This window comes from Oxalobacteraceae bacterium OTU3CINTB1 (assembly GCA_024123955.1).
Classification (GTDB): domain Bacteria; phylum Pseudomonadota; class Gammaproteobacteria; order Burkholderiales; family Burkholderiaceae_D; genus Rugamonas.
Window position 1 is genome coordinate 221,563 of the sequence record CP099652.1, and the last position, 13,091, is coordinate 234,653.

Below are 13,091 nucleotides of genomic sequence, written 5' to 3' on the forward strand. Positions count from 1 at the left end.
GTCAGGACTGCTTCTCTTCCGGCGCGGTCGACATGCGCACGAACATCGGCGCCACCAGCAGGCCCAGCTCGAACAGCAGGCACATCGGAATAGCCAGCGAGAACATGCTGACCGCATCCGGCGGCGTAACGATCGCGGCGATGACAAACGCGCCGACGATGGCGTAGGGACGGATTTCCTTGAGCTTGGCGACGGTGACAAATCCCATGCGCACCAGGATCACCACCACCACCGGCACCTCGAAGGTCGCGCCGAAGGCCAGGCACATCGACATGACGAAATCGAGATAGTTTTCGATATCCGGCGTCACCGCGATCGACTGCGGCGAGAACTCGGCGATGAACTGGAACACCCGGCCGAACACCAGGAAGTAGCAGAATGCCACGCCCGACATGAACAGGAACGACGACGAAATGACCAGCGGGGCGATCAGGCGCTTCTCGTGCGCGTACAGGCCCGGCGCGACGAACGCCCACAGCTGGTACAGCACCCACGGCAGCGACAGGATGATCGAAATCACCAGGGTCACCTTCATCGGCACCAGGAACGGCGAAATGACGCCGGTGGCGATCATCTTCGAGCCGACCGGCAAGGACGCGATCATCGGCTGCGCGATGAAGTCGTAGATTTGCGCCGGACCCGGCCAGATCATCAACCCCAGGCACACCAGCGCCACGCCGATCGACGCCTTGACCAGACGGTCGCGCAGTTCGACCAGGTGGGAGATGAAGGTTTCTTCGCCGGAATTCGGTGTAGTCATTAGTAGAAGCTAGCGTTGGTGTTGCCGCGTGGACGGAAGCGGGCGACCCGCGCCGCGCCGGAGGTGACGTGCAGTTTGCCGCCGTGGCGCTGCTTGTACCAGGCCGGAATGGCGGCGCTGCGCACCACCTTCTTGCGGCGGAATTCGCGCGCTTTGCGCGCCAGGTCGTCGGTGCTCACGCTGCCGTACGAGGCGGTGTCTGGTATCGAGGCCGGCGTGTCGTGCCAGGCGTTTTCGACTTCGGAGATATTCTGCGAAATCGAGTTTTCCACATCACTCTTGATGTTCTGAGCGGCGTCCTGCACCGTCTTGTGGAGGTTTTTCAATTCCTCCAGCTCGATTTCGCGCGAGACCTCGGATTTGACCTCGTTCAGGTAGCGCTGGGCGCGCCCGTACAGAGTCCCGGCCATGCGCGCGACGCGCGGCAGCTTTTCGGGACCGATGACGATCAGCGCAACCACGCCGATCACTGCAAGTTTGGTGAGACCGAGATCGATCATAGGATATGCGCGTCAGCGAACCGGGCCCAGGGAGTGCTCCAGGACCCGGACCGGCTTACAGCTTGTTTTTCTCTTTGGCGTCGACGTCGATGGTGCTCGGCGTGACCGGCGTGACCGGCTTCTCGTCGTCGCCCTTGACGCCATCCTTGAAGCCCTTGACGGCCTTGCCGATGTCGGAACCCATATTGCTCAGTTTCTTGGTGCCGAAGACCAGCATCACAATCACCAGAACGATCAGCCAGTGCCAAATACTAAATGAACCCATCATATTCCCCTTGCAAGGCGCATGCGCCCAGATTATCCGTTGATTCAAGAACCGCGTGCGACAGTATAAGCGAACAGCGGCGTGTCATGTAGATGTCATGTGGCAAGCGATATAACCACCGCCATGCCGCCCGGAGAACGGTTTTTACCGCTCGCCGCGCCAGGGGTGCGCGCCGCCGATCACGTGCAAATGCAGATGGTACACCTCCTGCCCGCCGTCCGGCCCACTGTTGATCACACTCTTGTAACCGCCGCCGGGCGTGCCGTCCGCATCATAGCTGACTGCGCAGCCGAATTCCTCTGCCAGACGGGGGGCGAGCGCCAGCATCTTGCCCAGCAAAGGCGCCTCGTTGGCACTGCAATCGGACAAGGTTGAGATGTGTTTCTTCGGGATTACCAGCAGATGTACGGGCGCGGCAGGGTTGATATCCTTGAACGCCAGCAACTCGTCGTCCTCATACACGGCGGTCGACGGGATTTTCTTTTCAGCTATCTTGCAAAACAGGCAGTTTTCCACAGCGACTCCATCAATGGGGGTGTTATTCGGCGCGCCCGGCTTTTTCGGCGATGCCGGAGACGCCCTCGCGGCGCGCCAGCTCGTCGAGCACCTGCTGCGGCTTGAGGTCGAACTGGGCCAGCAGCACCAGCGTATGGAACCACAAGTCGGCCACTTCGTACAAGACCTTGTCGCCGTTGCCGCCGGCGTGGCGCGCGTCCTTGGCGGCCATCACCGTCTCGGTGGCTTCCTCGCCGATTTTTTTCAGGATGGCGTCGTCGCCCTTGGCGAACAGCTTGGCGACGTAGGAGGCGGCGGGGTCGCCGCCGTTGGCCGGCTTGCGTGACTCGATCAGCTCGGCCAGGCGGTCCAGTTGTGTGCTCATGGGGTCTTCTTCGGCTTTGCCGCGTAAATATCGGACGGATCTTTCAGCACCGGCTCGCTGTTCTGCCAGTCGCCCTCGAGCGCGTCGCCCTCGAACTTCTGGAAGAAGCACGAATGCCGGCCCGTATGGCAGGCGATGCCGCCGGCCTGCTCGATCTTGAGCAGAACCACGTCCTCGTCGCAGTCGAGGCGGATCTCCAGCACCTTTTGCGTGTGGCCGGACTCCTCGCCCTTGTGCCACAGTTTCTTGCGCGAACGGCTCCAGTACACCGCCTCGCCCAGCTCGACCGTCTTGGCCAGGGCGTCGCGGTTCATCCACGCGAACATCAGCACGTCATTGCTGCCGGCTTCCTGGGCGATGACCGGCACCAGGCCGTTTTCGTCCCATTGAATCTTTTTCAGCCATTTGGCTTTGGCGAGGCTGCCCGGGGTGGTCGTGGTCGTGGTCGACATATTGCTATCCAGTGCTGTAATCAATTAATCCAGGCGCATCGGAATGCCCTGTTGTGCCATGAAACGCTTGGCTTCCTGCACCGTGTGCTGGCCGTAGTGGAAGATGCTGGCCGCCAGCACCGCGTCGGCCTTGCCCAGCTTGACGCCGTCGGCCAGGTCCTGCAGGCCGCCGACGCCGCCCGAGGCGATTACCGGGATGCCGATGGCGTCGGACACGCCGCGCGTCAGGCCCAGGTCGAAGCCGGACTTGGTGCCGTCGCGGTCCATGCTGGTGAGCAGGATTTCGCCCGCGCCCAGTTTTTCCATTTTGACGGCCCACTCGATGGCGTCGATGCCGGTGGCCTTGCGGCCGCCGTGCGTGAACACTTCCCACTTGCCCGGCGAGACCTGCTTGGCGTCGATCGCCACCACGATGCACTGCGAACCGTGCTTTTGCGAGGCGTCGAACACCAGTTGCGGATTGCTGACGGCCGACGAGTTCATGCTGACCTTGTCCGCGCCGGCGTTGAGCAGGCGGCGCACGTCGGCCACCTCGCGCACGCCGCCGCCGACTGTCAGCGGAATGAACACCTGCGAGGCCACGGCCTCGATGATGTCGAGGATCAGGCCGCGGTTGTCGCTGGTGGCGGTGATGTCGAGGAAGGTCAGTTCGTCGGCGCCCTGCTCGTCGTAGCGGCGGGCGATCTCGACCGGATCGCCGGCGTCGCGCAGCTCGGTGAAGTTGACGCCTTTGACGACGCGGCCGTCGGTCACGTCCAGGCAGGGAATGATGCGTTTAGCGAGCATGGGAGCCTGAATCATCTTGTTCTTGTTCGTCGTCGTCGATCAGGTCGCCGCTGAGCTCGTCGGCGCGCAACTGCGCCGAGGCCAGGTCGATCGTGCCCTCGTAGATCGAGCGGCCGCAGATGACGCCCTCGATGCCTTCGTCCTGCACCGCGCACAGCGCTTCGACGTCGGCCAGGTTGTGCAGGCCGCCGGAGGCGATGACCGGGATCTTGACCGCTTGCGCCAGCTTGACGGTGGCGTCGATGTTGACGCCGCCCATCATGCCGTCGCGGCCGATGTCGGTGTAGATGATCGATTCGACGCCATAGGCTTCGAACTTCTTGGCCAGGTCGATCACCTCGTGGCCGGACATCTTGCTCCAGCCGTCGGTGGCGACCTTGCCGTCCTTGGCGTCGAGGCCGACGATGATGTGGCCCGGGAAGGCGCCGCAGGCGTCGTGCAGGAAGCCCGGTTCCTTGACGGCGGCGGTGCCGATGATGACGTAGCTGATGCCGGCGTCCAGATAGCGCTCAATGGTGTCGAGGTCGCGGATGCCGCCGCCCAGCTGGACCGGGATCTCGTCCAGGCCGTTTTCCTCGGCGTATTCCTGCACCACCTTCAGGATCGCCTTGACGGCGCCCTCGTTCTTCGGCTTGCCCGCGAAGGCGCCGTTCAGATCGACCAGATGCAGGCGGCGCGCGCCCTGCTTCAGCCAATGCAAAGCCATGTCGGCCGGATCTTCGGAAAATACGGTGGCGAGTTCCATATCGCCTTGTTTCAAGCGAACGCAGTGACCGTCTTTGAGGTCGATGGCAGGAATGAGCAGCATGATGGTTTAAGTGTGAGAAGGTGAGAGGGTTCGAGGTGTCAAGCCAGGGAGATCAGGGATTCCAGTGAACAAAGTTCTTGTACAACTGCAGTCCGGTCGCGGCGCTTTTCTCCGGATGGAACTGTGTAGCAAAAATATTATCACGAGCGACGGCGCAACTGAATGGCGCACCGTAGACGGTCAGGCCGACGGTGTGCGCGCCCTGTTCCGGCTGGGCGAAATAACTGTGCACAAAGTAGAAATAACTGTTGTCGGCGATATCCTGCCACATAGGGTGGGACGCGTTTTGCTGGACTTGGTTCCAGCCCATCTGCGGCACCTTGAAGCGCGAGCCGTCCTCCTGCAACTGGCCGTCGAGCTGGAAGCGCACCACCTTGCCCGGCAGCAGGCCCAGGCCGGCGGCGTCGCCCTCTTCGCTGCCGTCGAACAGCATCTGCTCGCCGATGCACACGCCCAGCAGCGGCTTGTTGCGCGCCGCCACCATCAGAGCGTCCTGCACGCCGGATTCGCGCAGGCTGCGCATGCAGTCCGGCATCGCGCCCTGGCCCGGCAGCACGATGCGATCGGCACTTTCGATATCGGCCACTTCGCCCGAGATCAAAACGTTGGCCTCGGGGGCGACCGCGCGCAGCGCTTGCGCGACCGAACGCAGATTACCCATACCGTAATCAACTACGACAATTTTTTTCATAATGAGTAGGTGGTTCGCTAAGCCTTACAGGCTGCCCTTGGTCGAAGGAATGGTACCGGCGGCGCGCGGGTCCAGCTCGGACGCCATGCGCAGCGCGCGGCCGAAGGCCTTGAACACGGTTTCGCATTGATGGTGCGCGTTGGTGCCGCGCAGGTTGTCGATGTGCAAGGTCACCAGCGCGTGGTTGACGAAGCCGCGGAAAAATTCCAGGGTCAGGTCGACGTCGAAGGTGCCGATCATCGCGCGCGTGAACGGGATATGGTATTCGATGCCTGGACGGCCCGAGAAATCGAGCACCACGCGCGACAGCGCCTCGTCCAGCGGCACATACGAGTGGCCGTAGCGGACGATGCCCTTGCGGTCGCCGATGGCCTTGGCCACGGCCATGCCCAGCGTGATGCCAACGTCCTCGACCGTGTGGTGGTTGTCGATGTGGATGTCGCCGGTGGCTTCGACGTCGAGGTCGAACAGGCCGTGGCGGGCGATCTGGTCCAGCATGTGGTCGAGGAAGGGCACGCCGGTGTTCAGCTTTTGCTTGCCGGTGCCGTCGAGATTGATGGAAACGCGGACTTGCGTCTCGTTGGTGTTGCGGATGATTTCTGCGGTGCGGTTCATGAAGGGCTCGGTGGCGGTGATTTAAGCTGCAAGCGATGCGGATAAGGCACCAAGGAAGGCGGTGTTCTCTTCCGGTGTGCTGACCGTGACACGTAGACAATTGGCCATCACGGTATCCATTTTACTCATATTTTTAATTAATACCTTGTGGGACAGTAGTTTCGCATAGGCATCATCGGCATTTGGCACTCGAATCAAGATAAAATTCGCCGCCGACGGAAAGACCTCGACACCGGGCATGGCGGCCAATGCGGCCATCAGATCGGTCCGTGCGGCGCGCAACGCGGCCGCCTGCTGGTTCAGCACCTCCAGATGGTCGAGCGCGAATTCGGCCGCCGTCTGCGTCAGCACGTTGATGTTGTAAGGAGGCCGCACTTTGTCGAATTGCTCCAGCAATTCGGGCGCGGCGGACATGTAGCCAAGGCGGATGCCGGCCAAACCGAGCTTGGACACCGTGCGCATGACGATCAGGTTGTCGAACTCCGGCAGGCGGTGCATGAAGGTTTGCTGCGCGAACGGCTCGTAGGCCTCGTCGACCACGGCCAGGCCGAAACCATCCAGCGCCTTGATGATGGTGACGATATCGTCGTCCGAGAACAGGTTGCCGGTCGGGTTGTTCGGGTACGACAGGAACACCAGCGCCGGTTTGTGTTTTTCGATCGCCGCCAGCATGGCCGGCATGTCGAGCGTCAGGTCGGCCTTGACCGAGACGCCGACATAATCCATGCCGGCGAACTTGGTCGAGCGCGAATACATGACGAACGACGGCGTCGGCGAGATGGCGACGGCGCGGCGGTCCTGGTGGGCGCAGGCCATGCACAGGATCGAAATCAGCTCGTCGGAGCCGTTGCCCAGCATGACGTCGTAGCCGGCCGGGATGCCCAGCTTGGCGCGGATGCGTTCCTTGGTGCTTTCGTAGGAGGCCACCGGATAGCGGTTCAGGGTGACGTCGGCCAGGCGCTGGGCCAGTTCGCGCGTCAGATGCTCCGGCAGGTGGTAAGGGTTCTCCATCGCATCCAGCTTGATAAAACCGCTCGCGTCGGCGACGTGGTAGCCATTGACGGCGCGCACATCGGAACGGATGGTGGTGTCGATCAGGGTGTCGATGGAAGACATCTTACGTGGGCTCCTAGGTGGTGGTGGCGGTGCGTTTGACCGCGGGTTTTTTACTGCTACGGGGGACCGGCTTTTTCTTTTCGGGCGGTGGCGGCAGATCCGCCGCCGCGATGCGTTCGGCGATGATGGCGCAGTAGTCCGGATTCAGTTCGAAGCCGACGAAATTGCGTCCGCAGCGCTTGGCGGCGATCGCCGTCGTGCCGCTGCCCATGAACAGGTCCAGCACCACGCCGTCGGCCGGACACGAGGCCTTGACCATGCGCTCGATAATCTCCAGCGGCTTTTGCGTCGGATGGTCGGCGCGCTCGGGATGCTCCCGGTGCAAACGCGACACGCTCCACAAATCCTTGGGGTTGTAGCCCACTTCCAGCCATTTGGCGCCGACGAAGATCGAGCGCGAACGGGCCTTCTTGGTCTCGGCGTCATACGGAATGCGCACAGCATCCAGATCGAAGTAGTAATCCTTGCGGCGCACGAAAAAGCCGATGGTGTCGTGCACCGACGAATAACTGCGCACGCTGCCGCCCATCGACGGCACCCGGCGGTCCCAGATAATCTCGTTCATCATCGTCATGCGCTTTTTCAGCAGCACGAAGATCTCCGGCGAAAAGCGCCAGGTCAGGAAGATATACAGGCTGCCGTTGGGTTTGAGCTTGGGCAGCGCGGCGTCGATCCATTGCTCGGTCCAGCGCAGGTACTCCTCGACCGTCTGCGAGTCGGAATCGTTGCCGTAGTCCTTGCCCAGGTTATAAGGCGGATCGGTCAGGATCAAATCGATGGAGCCCTCCGGGATGCGTGCCAGTCCGGCCAGCGCATCCTCGCAGAAGACCTGGTTGATCCAGGTCTCCTGATTGTCCATGGCCACGGCCACGGTCATTGCGGCGTCTTCAAACGCAATTCGGCGCTGCGCGCGTGGGCTTGCAAGCCCTCGCCGTAGGCCAGTTCCGCCGCGACCTTGCCCAGCGTTTGCGCGCCGGCTTCGCTGACCATGATCACCGAGGAGCGCTTCTGGAAATCGTACACGCCCAGCGGCGACGAGAAGCGCGCGGTGCGCGACGTCGGCAGCACGTGGTTCGGACCGCAGCAGTAGTCGCCCAGCGACTCGGACGAGAAGCGGCCCAGGAACATGGCGCCGGCGTGGCGGATCTTGTCGGCCCACTGCTGCGGATTCTCGGCGGAGATTTCCAGGTGTTCGGCGGCGATCGAGTTGGCGATGGCGCAGGCCTCGTCCATGTCGCGCACCTTGACCAGCGCGCCGCGATCGGTCAGCGAAGTGCGGATGGTTTCGTGGCGCGGCATCGTCGGCAGCAGCTTGTTGATGCTCTCTTCCACCTTGGCGATGTAGCCGGCGTCGGGGCACAGCATGATGGCCTGCGCCAGTTCGTCGTGCTCCGCCTGCGAGAACAGGTCCATCGCCACCCAGTCGGGATCGGTGGTGCCGTCGCAGACGATCAGGATCTCGGACGGCCCGGCGATCATGTCGATGCCGACGATGCCGAACACGCGGCGCTTGGCGGCAGCCACATAGGCGTTGCCGGGACCGACGATCTTGTCGACCGGTTGTATCGTTTCTGTGCCGTGCGCCAGCGCGCCGACGGCTTGTGCGCCGCCGATGGTGATCACGCGGGTCACGCCGGCGATGGCGGCGGCGGCCAGCACCATCTGGTTCTTCACGCCGTCCGGGGTCGGCACCACCATGATGATTTCCCCGACGCCGGCGACGTGCGCCGGGATCGCGTTCATCAGCACCGACGACGGATAGGCGGCCTTGCCGCCGGGGACGTAGATGCCGACGCGGTCGAGCGGGGTGATTTTCTGGCCCAGCACCGTGCCATCGGGCTCGGTGTAGGTGAAGCCTTGCAGCTCCTGCTTCTGGCGCTCGTGGAACACGCGGATGCGTTGCGCGGCCACTTGCAGCGCCTCGCGCTGCGCGGTGGGAATCGCGGCCAGCGCGGCCTGCAATTCGCTTTCTGGAATATCGAAAGCGGCCATGCTGGCGGCGCCGCCGTTGGGGATGCGGTCGAAGCGGTTGGTGTATTCCAGCACGGCGGCGTCGCCGCGTGCCTTGACGTCGGCCAGGATGCCGGCGACGGCGCGCTCGATGGCGTCGTCGGTGCCCGCTTCAAACGCCAGCAGGGTGTCCAGTGACTTTTTGAAATCGGCTTGGGTGGAATCGAGCTTGGTGATTTGAATCGGCATGATGGAATCCGTGATTACTTCTTGGAAGCGCGTTCGAACGCCTCGATGATCGGTTGCAGACGCTCGCGCTTGAGCTTCAGCGCGGCCTGGTTGACGATCAGGCGCGAGGAGATGTCCATGATGGCTTCGACTTCGACCAGGTCGTTGGCGCGCAAGGTGTTGCCGGTGCTGACCACGTCGACGATCGCGTCGGACAGGCCGACCAGCGGCGCCAGCTCCATCGAGCCATAAAGTTTGATCAGGTCGACGTGCACGCCCTTCTTGGCGAAGTGCTCGCGCGCGGTCTGCACGAACTTGGTGGCCACCCGCAGGCGCGCGCCCTGGCGCACGGCGGTCTCGTAATCGAAGCCGTTCTTGACCGCGACCGACATGCGGCAGGCCGCGATGTTCAAGTCGATCGGCTGGTACAAGCCCTCGCCGCCGTGCTCCAGCAGCACGTCCTTGCCGGCCACGCCGAAATCCGCCGCGCCATGCTGCACATAAGTCGGCACGTCGGTGGCGCGCACAATGATCACGCGCACATCGGGATCGTTGGTCGACAGGATCAGTTTGCGCGACGTCTCGGGGTTCTCGGTGACGGTGATGCCGGCCGCTTCCAGCAGCGGCAGGGTGTCCTCGAAAATACGTCCCTTCGACAGCGCCAGGATCAGCTGCTGGTTGGCGGGGGCTTGGGCTTGGAATGCGCTCATGTTTTACTTAATCCGTTTGATGTTGGCGCCAACGGCGGACAGCTTCACTTCCATCTGGTCGTAACCGCGATCGAGGTGGTAGATACGGTCGATCAGGGTCTCGCCGCGCGCGGCCAGCGCCGCGATCACCAACGAGGCCGATGCGCGCAAGTCGGTCGCCATCACCGGCGCGCCGACCAGCTGCGCGACGCCCTTGATGTGGGCCGTGTTGCCGTCGGTCTCGATGGACGCGCCCAGGCGGTTCATCTCCTGCACGTGCATGAAGCGGTTTTCGAAAATCGTCTCGGTCACGCGGCTAGGGCCGGAGGCGATGGTGTTGACCGCCATGAACTGCGCCTGCATGTCGGTCGGGAAGCCGGGATATTCGGTGGTGCGGAAGGTGACCGGTTCCGGGCGCTGGTCCATCTGCGCGCGGATCCAGTTGTCGCCGATGGTCATCTTCAGGCCCACTTCGCGCAGCTTGTCGAGCGCCGCGTCCAGAATGTCGACGCGGGTGTTGCGGATCGTGATGTCGCCGCCGGTGGCAGCGACGGCGCACAGGAAGGTCGCCGCCTCGATGCGGTCGGAGATGACGGCGTGCTTGGCGCCGTGCAGCTCGGCCACGCCCTGGATCACCAGGCGGTCGGTGCCGATGCCTTCGATTTTGGCGCCCATGGCCACCAGCAGGTTCGCCAGGTCGGTCACTTCCGGCTCGCGCGCGGCGTTTTCCAGAATCGTTTCGCCTTCGGCCAGGGTCGCGGCCATCAGCAGGTTCTCGGTGCCGGTCACGGTGATCATGTCGGTGACGATGCGCGCGCCCTTGAGCTTTGCGCACTTGGCGTAGATGTAGCCGGCGTCGATGGTGATCTCGGCGCCCAGCGCCTGCAGACCCTTGATGTGCTGGTCGACCGGGCGCGAACCGATCGCGCAGCCGCCCGGCAGCGACACCTTGGCTTCGCCGAAGCGCGCCAGCAATGGGCCGAGCACCAGGATCGAGGCGCGCATGGTTTTCACCAGCTCATACGGCGCTTCCAGCTTGTCGATGTTGGCGCCGTTCAGCGTGACGGCGTCGCCGTCCTGCTTGACCTGCAGGCCGGTTTCCTTAAGCAGTTTGAGCATCGTGGCGACGTCGTGCAGGTGCGGCACGTTGGTCAGTTCCAGATCGCCGGCGGTCAGCAGGCCCGCGCACAGGATGGGCAGCGCCGCGTTCTTGGCGCCGGAGATGTTGATGTCGCCGTGCAGGCGGTTGCCGCCTTGGATGAGGAGCTTGTCCATGCTTATCCTTTGTATTCTTCAGGGGTGAGGGTTTTCATCGACAGCGCGTGGATCTCTTCGCGCATGCGGTCGCCCAGCGCGGCGTAGACGATCTGGTGGCGCTGGATCGGGCGCTTGCCCGCGAACGCCGGCGAGACGATAACCGCCTGGAAGTGCTGGCCATCGCCTTCGACTTCGAGGTGGGTGCATTCGAGGCCGGCGGAGATGTAGCCGTGGATCAGTTCTGGAGTGGTGGTCATGATGAATCCTTAAATATTAATGGCGCCGCTTTAGTGACGTAACCCTCAGTGGCGTAAACGATAGCCGCTGCGCAGAAGACGAATGGCGGCCAGCGACAGCACCACCAGGAAGCCGGAGACGATGGCAAGGCTGGTCCATGGATTGGTGTCGGACTGGCCGAAGAAACCGTAGCGGAAGCCGTCGATCATGTAGAAGAAAGGGTTCAGATGCGACACCGTCAGCCAGAACGGCGGCAGCGAATGGATCGAGTAGAACACGCCGGACAAGAAGGTCAGCGGCATGATCAGGAAGTTCTGGAACGCGGCCAGCTGGTCGAATTTTTCGGCCCAGATGCCGGCGATCAGGCCCATGGTGCCGAGGATGGCGGCGCCCAGCAGCGCGAACACGATGATCCACAGCGGCGCGGTGAACGACATATGCGCGAAGTAGGCGGTGGCGGCGAACACGCCCAGGCCGACCGCCAGGCCGCGCACCATCGCCGCCAGCACGTAGGCGGAAAAGATCTCCCAGTGCGACAGGGGCGTGAGCAGCACGAACACCAGGTTGCCGGTGATCTTGGACTGGATCAGCGACGACGACGAGTTGGCGAAGGCGTTCTGCAGAACGCTCATCATCACCAGGCCGGGGATCAGGAACGAGGTGTAGCTGACGCCTTCATACACCTGCACCCGGCCTTCGAGCACGTGGCCGAAGATCAGCAGGTACAGCATCGCCGTCAGGATCGGCGCGGCGACGGTTTGCGTGGCCACCTTCCAGAAGCGCAGGGTCTCCTTGTAGACCAGGGTGCGGAAACCGCTCGAGATGAAGTTCATACGGTCCCCTTGTCCATGATCTGCAGGAAGATGTCTTCCAGGTCGGCCTGTTGCAGCTGCATGTCGTCGATGACTGCGCCCGATTCGCGCAGGCGCGCCAGGATGGCCTCGACCTCCGAATACTCGTTGATGCGCAGGCTGTATTTACGACCGTGGTCCGAAGTTTCAGGATGCGTGACCAGGTGCTGCAAATCGGCCGGCAGCTCGCCCTGCACCATGTTGACGATCAGCTGCGAGCCGGAGATGCGGCGGATCAGCGCCGCCATCGTATCGAGCGCGACGACCTTGCCGCTTTTGAGCATGGCCACGCGCTTGCACATGGCTTGCGCCTCTTCCAGGTAGTGGGTGGTCAGCACCACGGTGTGGCCTTCGCGGTTCAGGCGCGAGATGAACTTCCACAAGGTCTGGCGCAGTTCGACGTCGACGCCGGCGGTCGGCTCGTCGAGCACGATGACCGGCGGCTTGTGCACCAGCGCCTGCGCCACCAGCACGCGACGCTTCATGCCGCCCGACAGCGCGCGCATATTGGTGTCGGCCTTGTTGGTCAGATCGAGGTTGTGCATCACCTCGTCGATCCAGGCGTCATTATTGGGCAGGCCGAAGTAGCCCGACTGCAGGCGCAGGGTTTCTCGCACGGTGAAGAACGGGTCGAACACCAGCTCCTGCGGCACCACGCCGAGCTTGCGGCGCGCCTCGCGGAAGTCGCCGGTGACGTCGTGGCCGTGGATCGAGACCTTGCCGGCGTCGGGCCGGATCAAGCCGGCGATGATGGAAATGAGCGTGGTTTTGCCGGCGCCGTTGGGGCCCAGCAGGCCGAAGAATTCGCCCTCCTCGATCGAGAGGGAGACGCCGCCCAGTGCCTGGAGCGACTTGTAGCGCTTCTCGACGTTCGTTATTTGGATCGCTGTCATGCTTGACTTATCAGTTGGTTGCGGCGGCATGGCCGGCGCAGGATGCGTATTGATGCCTAACGGCGGAAGGTGTAACCAGGCGCCACGGCTCTTAGGCGGTGGCAACGTTCAAT

18 protein-coding genes are annotated in these 13,091 nt (G+C 63.0%); all 18 read right to left on the bottom strand.

From position 1 onward, the window contains the following. Nucleotide 1: 1 nt before the first annotated feature. Nucleotides 2–760, bottom strand: a complete 759-nt coding sequence (gene tatC, locus NHH73_00835) for a twin-arginine translocase subunit TatC (GenBank protein USX26875.1) — start codon at nucleotides 758–760, stop codon at nucleotides 2–4. Beyond that, nucleotides 760–1,260 (bottom strand): Sec-independent protein translocase protein TatB, encoded by a 501-nt coding sequence (gene tatB, locus NHH73_00840; protein USX26876.1) that lies wholly within the window; start codon nucleotides 1,258–1,260, stop codon nucleotides 760–762. Before tatB ends, tatC begins: the two co-directional genes overlap by 1 nt. A 55-nt stretch (nucleotides 1,261–1,315) precedes the next feature. Continuing rightward, complete coding sequence (tatA, locus tag NHH73_00845) at nucleotides 1,316–1,525, bottom strand: Sec-independent protein translocase subunit TatA (GenBank protein ID USX26877.1); 210 nt, start codon at nucleotides 1,523–1,525, stop codon at nucleotides 1,316–1,318. Between the two features lie 144 nt (nucleotides 1,526–1,669). Next, nucleotides 1,670–2,041 (bottom strand): histidine triad nucleotide-binding protein, encoded by a 372-nt coding sequence (locus NHH73_00850; protein USX26878.1) that lies wholly within the window; start codon nucleotides 2,039–2,041, stop codon nucleotides 1,670–1,672. Between the two features lie 22 nt (nucleotides 2,042–2,063). After that, nucleotides 2,064–2,405: a phosphoribosyl-ATP diphosphatase gene (locus tag NHH73_00855; GenBank protein ID USX26879.1), complete on the bottom strand. Its 342-nt coding sequence runs from the start codon at nucleotides 2,403–2,405 to the stop codon at nucleotides 2,064–2,066. Continuing rightward, the gene (gene hisI / locus NHH73_00860) at nucleotides 2,402–2,857 is read right to left on the bottom strand and encodes a phosphoribosyl-AMP cyclohydrolase (GenBank protein USX26880.1); all 456 of its coding nucleotides are present in this window, start codon (nucleotides 2,855–2,857) and stop codon (nucleotides 2,402–2,404) included. The genes NHH73_00855 and hisI overlap by 4 nt, the downstream gene beginning before the upstream one ends. Nucleotides 2,858–2,881: 24 nt before the next feature. Next, nucleotides 2,882–3,643, bottom strand: coding sequence for an imidazole glycerol phosphate synthase subunit HisF (gene hisF, locus NHH73_00865; protein USX26881.1), 762 nt, complete (start codon nucleotides 3,641–3,643; stop codon nucleotides 2,882–2,884). Next, on the bottom strand, nucleotides 3,633–4,451 hold the full coding sequence (gene hisA, locus NHH73_00870) for a 1-(5-phosphoribosyl)-5-[(5-phosphoribosylamino)methylideneamino]imidazole-4-carboxamide isomerase (GenBank protein ID USX26882.1): 819 nt from the start codon (nucleotides 4,449–4,451) through the stop codon (nucleotides 3,633–3,635). The genes hisF and hisA overlap by 11 nt, the downstream gene beginning before the upstream one ends. A 52-nt stretch (nucleotides 4,452–4,503) precedes the next feature. Then, entirely contained in the window at nucleotides 4,504–5,142 is a 639-nt protein-coding gene (hisH, locus tag NHH73_00875; protein ID USX26883.1) for an imidazole glycerol phosphate synthase subunit HisH, read from the bottom strand. A 24-nt stretch (nucleotides 5,143–5,166) separates the two neighbouring features. Beyond that, on the bottom strand, nucleotides 5,167–5,757 hold the full coding sequence (gene hisB / locus NHH73_00880; protein USX26884.1) for an imidazoleglycerol-phosphate dehydratase HisB: 591 nt from the start codon (nucleotides 5,755–5,757) through the stop codon (nucleotides 5,167–5,169). A 21-nt stretch (nucleotides 5,758–5,778) separates the two neighbouring features. Continuing rightward, nucleotides 5,779–6,873 (bottom strand): histidinol-phosphate transaminase, encoded by a 1,095-nt coding sequence (hisC, locus tag NHH73_00885; GenBank protein USX26885.1) that lies wholly within the window; start codon nucleotides 6,871–6,873, stop codon nucleotides 5,779–5,781. Between the two features lie 13 nt (nucleotides 6,874–6,886). After that, the gene (locus NHH73_00890; GenBank protein ID USX26886.1) at nucleotides 6,887–7,750 is read right to left on the bottom strand and encodes a site-specific DNA-methyltransferase; all 864 of its coding nucleotides are present in this window, start codon (nucleotides 7,748–7,750) and stop codon (nucleotides 6,887–6,889) included. Further along, entirely contained in the window at nucleotides 7,747–9,072 is a 1,326-nt protein-coding gene (gene hisD / locus NHH73_00895; GenBank protein ID USX26887.1) for a histidinol dehydrogenase, read from the bottom strand. Before hisD ends, NHH73_00890 begins: the two co-directional genes overlap by 4 nt. A 14-nt stretch (nucleotides 9,073–9,086) precedes the next feature. Continuing rightward, complete coding sequence (hisG, locus tag NHH73_00900; protein ID USX26888.1) at nucleotides 9,087–9,761, bottom strand: ATP phosphoribosyltransferase; 675 nt, start codon at nucleotides 9,759–9,761, stop codon at nucleotides 9,087–9,089. 3 nt (nucleotides 9,762–9,764) lie between these two features. Beyond that, nucleotides 9,765–11,015 carry a UDP-N-acetylglucosamine 1-carboxyvinyltransferase gene (gene murA, locus NHH73_00905; protein ID USX26889.1) on the bottom strand — a complete coding sequence of 417 codons (1,251 nt, stop codon included), beginning with the start codon at nucleotides 11,013–11,015 and terminating at the stop codon, nucleotides 9,765–9,767. A gap of 2 nt (nucleotides 11,016–11,017) precedes the next feature. Further along, the gene (locus NHH73_00910) at nucleotides 11,018–11,254 is read right to left on the bottom strand and encodes a BolA family transcriptional regulator (protein ID USX26890.1); all 237 of its coding nucleotides are present in this window, start codon (nucleotides 11,252–11,254) and stop codon (nucleotides 11,018–11,020) included. A gap of 45 nt (nucleotides 11,255–11,299) precedes the next feature. Continuing rightward, nucleotides 11,300–12,067 (bottom strand): ABC transporter permease, encoded by a 768-nt coding sequence (locus tag NHH73_00915; GenBank protein USX26891.1) that lies wholly within the window; start codon nucleotides 12,065–12,067, stop codon nucleotides 11,300–11,302. Continuing rightward, nucleotides 12,064–12,978: an ABC transporter ATP-binding protein gene (locus NHH73_00920; protein USX26892.1), complete on the bottom strand. Its 915-nt coding sequence runs from the start codon at nucleotides 12,976–12,978 to the stop codon at nucleotides 12,064–12,066. The genes NHH73_00915 and NHH73_00920 overlap by 4 nt, the downstream gene beginning before the upstream one ends. Nucleotides 12,979–13,091: the final 113 nt, after the last annotated feature.

What these genes read in the sequence shown, in the direction of transcription:
- tatC (USX26875.1), bottom strand. Translation starts at nt 760, where the DNA reads ATGACTACACCGAATTCCGGCGAAGAAACCTTCATCTCCCACCTGGTC.
- tatB (USX26876.1), bottom strand. Translation starts at nt 1,260, where the DNA reads ATGATCGATCTCGGTCTCACCAAACTTGCAGTGATCGGCGTGGTTGCG.
- tatA (USX26877.1), bottom strand. Translation starts at nt 1,525, where the DNA reads ATGGGTTCATTTAGTATTTGGCACTGGCTGATCGTTCTGGTGATTGTG.
- NHH73_00855 (USX26879.1), bottom strand. Translation starts at nt 2,405, where the DNA reads ATGAGCACACAACTGGACCGCCTGGCCGAGCTGATCGAGTCACGCAAG.
- hisI (USX26880.1), bottom strand. Translation starts at nt 2,857, where the DNA reads ATGTCGACCACGACCACGACCACCCCGGGCAGCCTCGCCAAAGCCAAA.
- hisF (USX26881.1), bottom strand. Translation starts at nt 3,643, where the DNA reads ATGCTCGCTAAACGCATCATTCCCTGCCTGGACGTGACCGACGGCCGC.
- hisA (USX26882.1), bottom strand. Translation starts at nt 4,451, where the DNA reads ATGCTGCTCATTCCTGCCATCGACCTCAAAGACGGTCACTGCGTTCGC.
- hisH (USX26883.1), bottom strand. Translation starts at nt 5,142, where the DNA reads ATGAAAAAAATTGTCGTAGTTGATTACGGTATGGGTAATCTGCGTTCG.
- hisB (USX26884.1), bottom strand. Translation starts at nt 5,757, where the DNA reads ATGAACCGCACCGCAGAAATCATCCGCAACACCAACGAGACGCAAGTC.
- hisC (USX26885.1), bottom strand. Translation starts at nt 6,873, where the DNA reads ATGTCTTCCATCGACACCCTGATCGACACCACCATCCGTTCCGATGTG.
- NHH73_00890 (USX26886.1), bottom strand. Translation starts at nt 7,750, where the DNA reads ATGACCGTGGCCGTGGCCATGGACAATCAGGAGACCTGGATCAACCAG.
- hisD (USX26887.1), bottom strand. Translation starts at nt 9,072, where the DNA reads ATGCCGATTCAAATCACCAAGCTCGATTCCACCCAAGCCGATTTCAAA.
- hisG (USX26888.1), bottom strand. Translation starts at nt 9,761, where the DNA reads ATGAGCGCATTCCAAGCCCAAGCCCCCGCCAACCAGCAGCTGATCCTG.
- murA (USX26889.1), bottom strand. Translation starts at nt 11,015, where the DNA reads ATGGACAAGCTCCTCATCCAAGGCGGCAACCGCCTGCACGGCGACATC.
- NHH73_00910 (USX26890.1), bottom strand. Translation starts at nt 11,254, where the DNA reads ATGACCACCACTCCAGAACTGATCCACGGCTACATCTCCGCCGGCCTC.
- NHH73_00915 (USX26891.1), bottom strand. Translation starts at nt 12,067, where the DNA reads ATGAACTTCATCTCGAGCGGTTTCCGCACCCTGGTCTACAAGGAGACC.
- NHH73_00920 (USX26892.1), bottom strand. Translation starts at nt 12,978, where the DNA reads ATGACAGCGATCCAAATAACGAACGTCGAGAAGCGCTACAAGTCGCTC.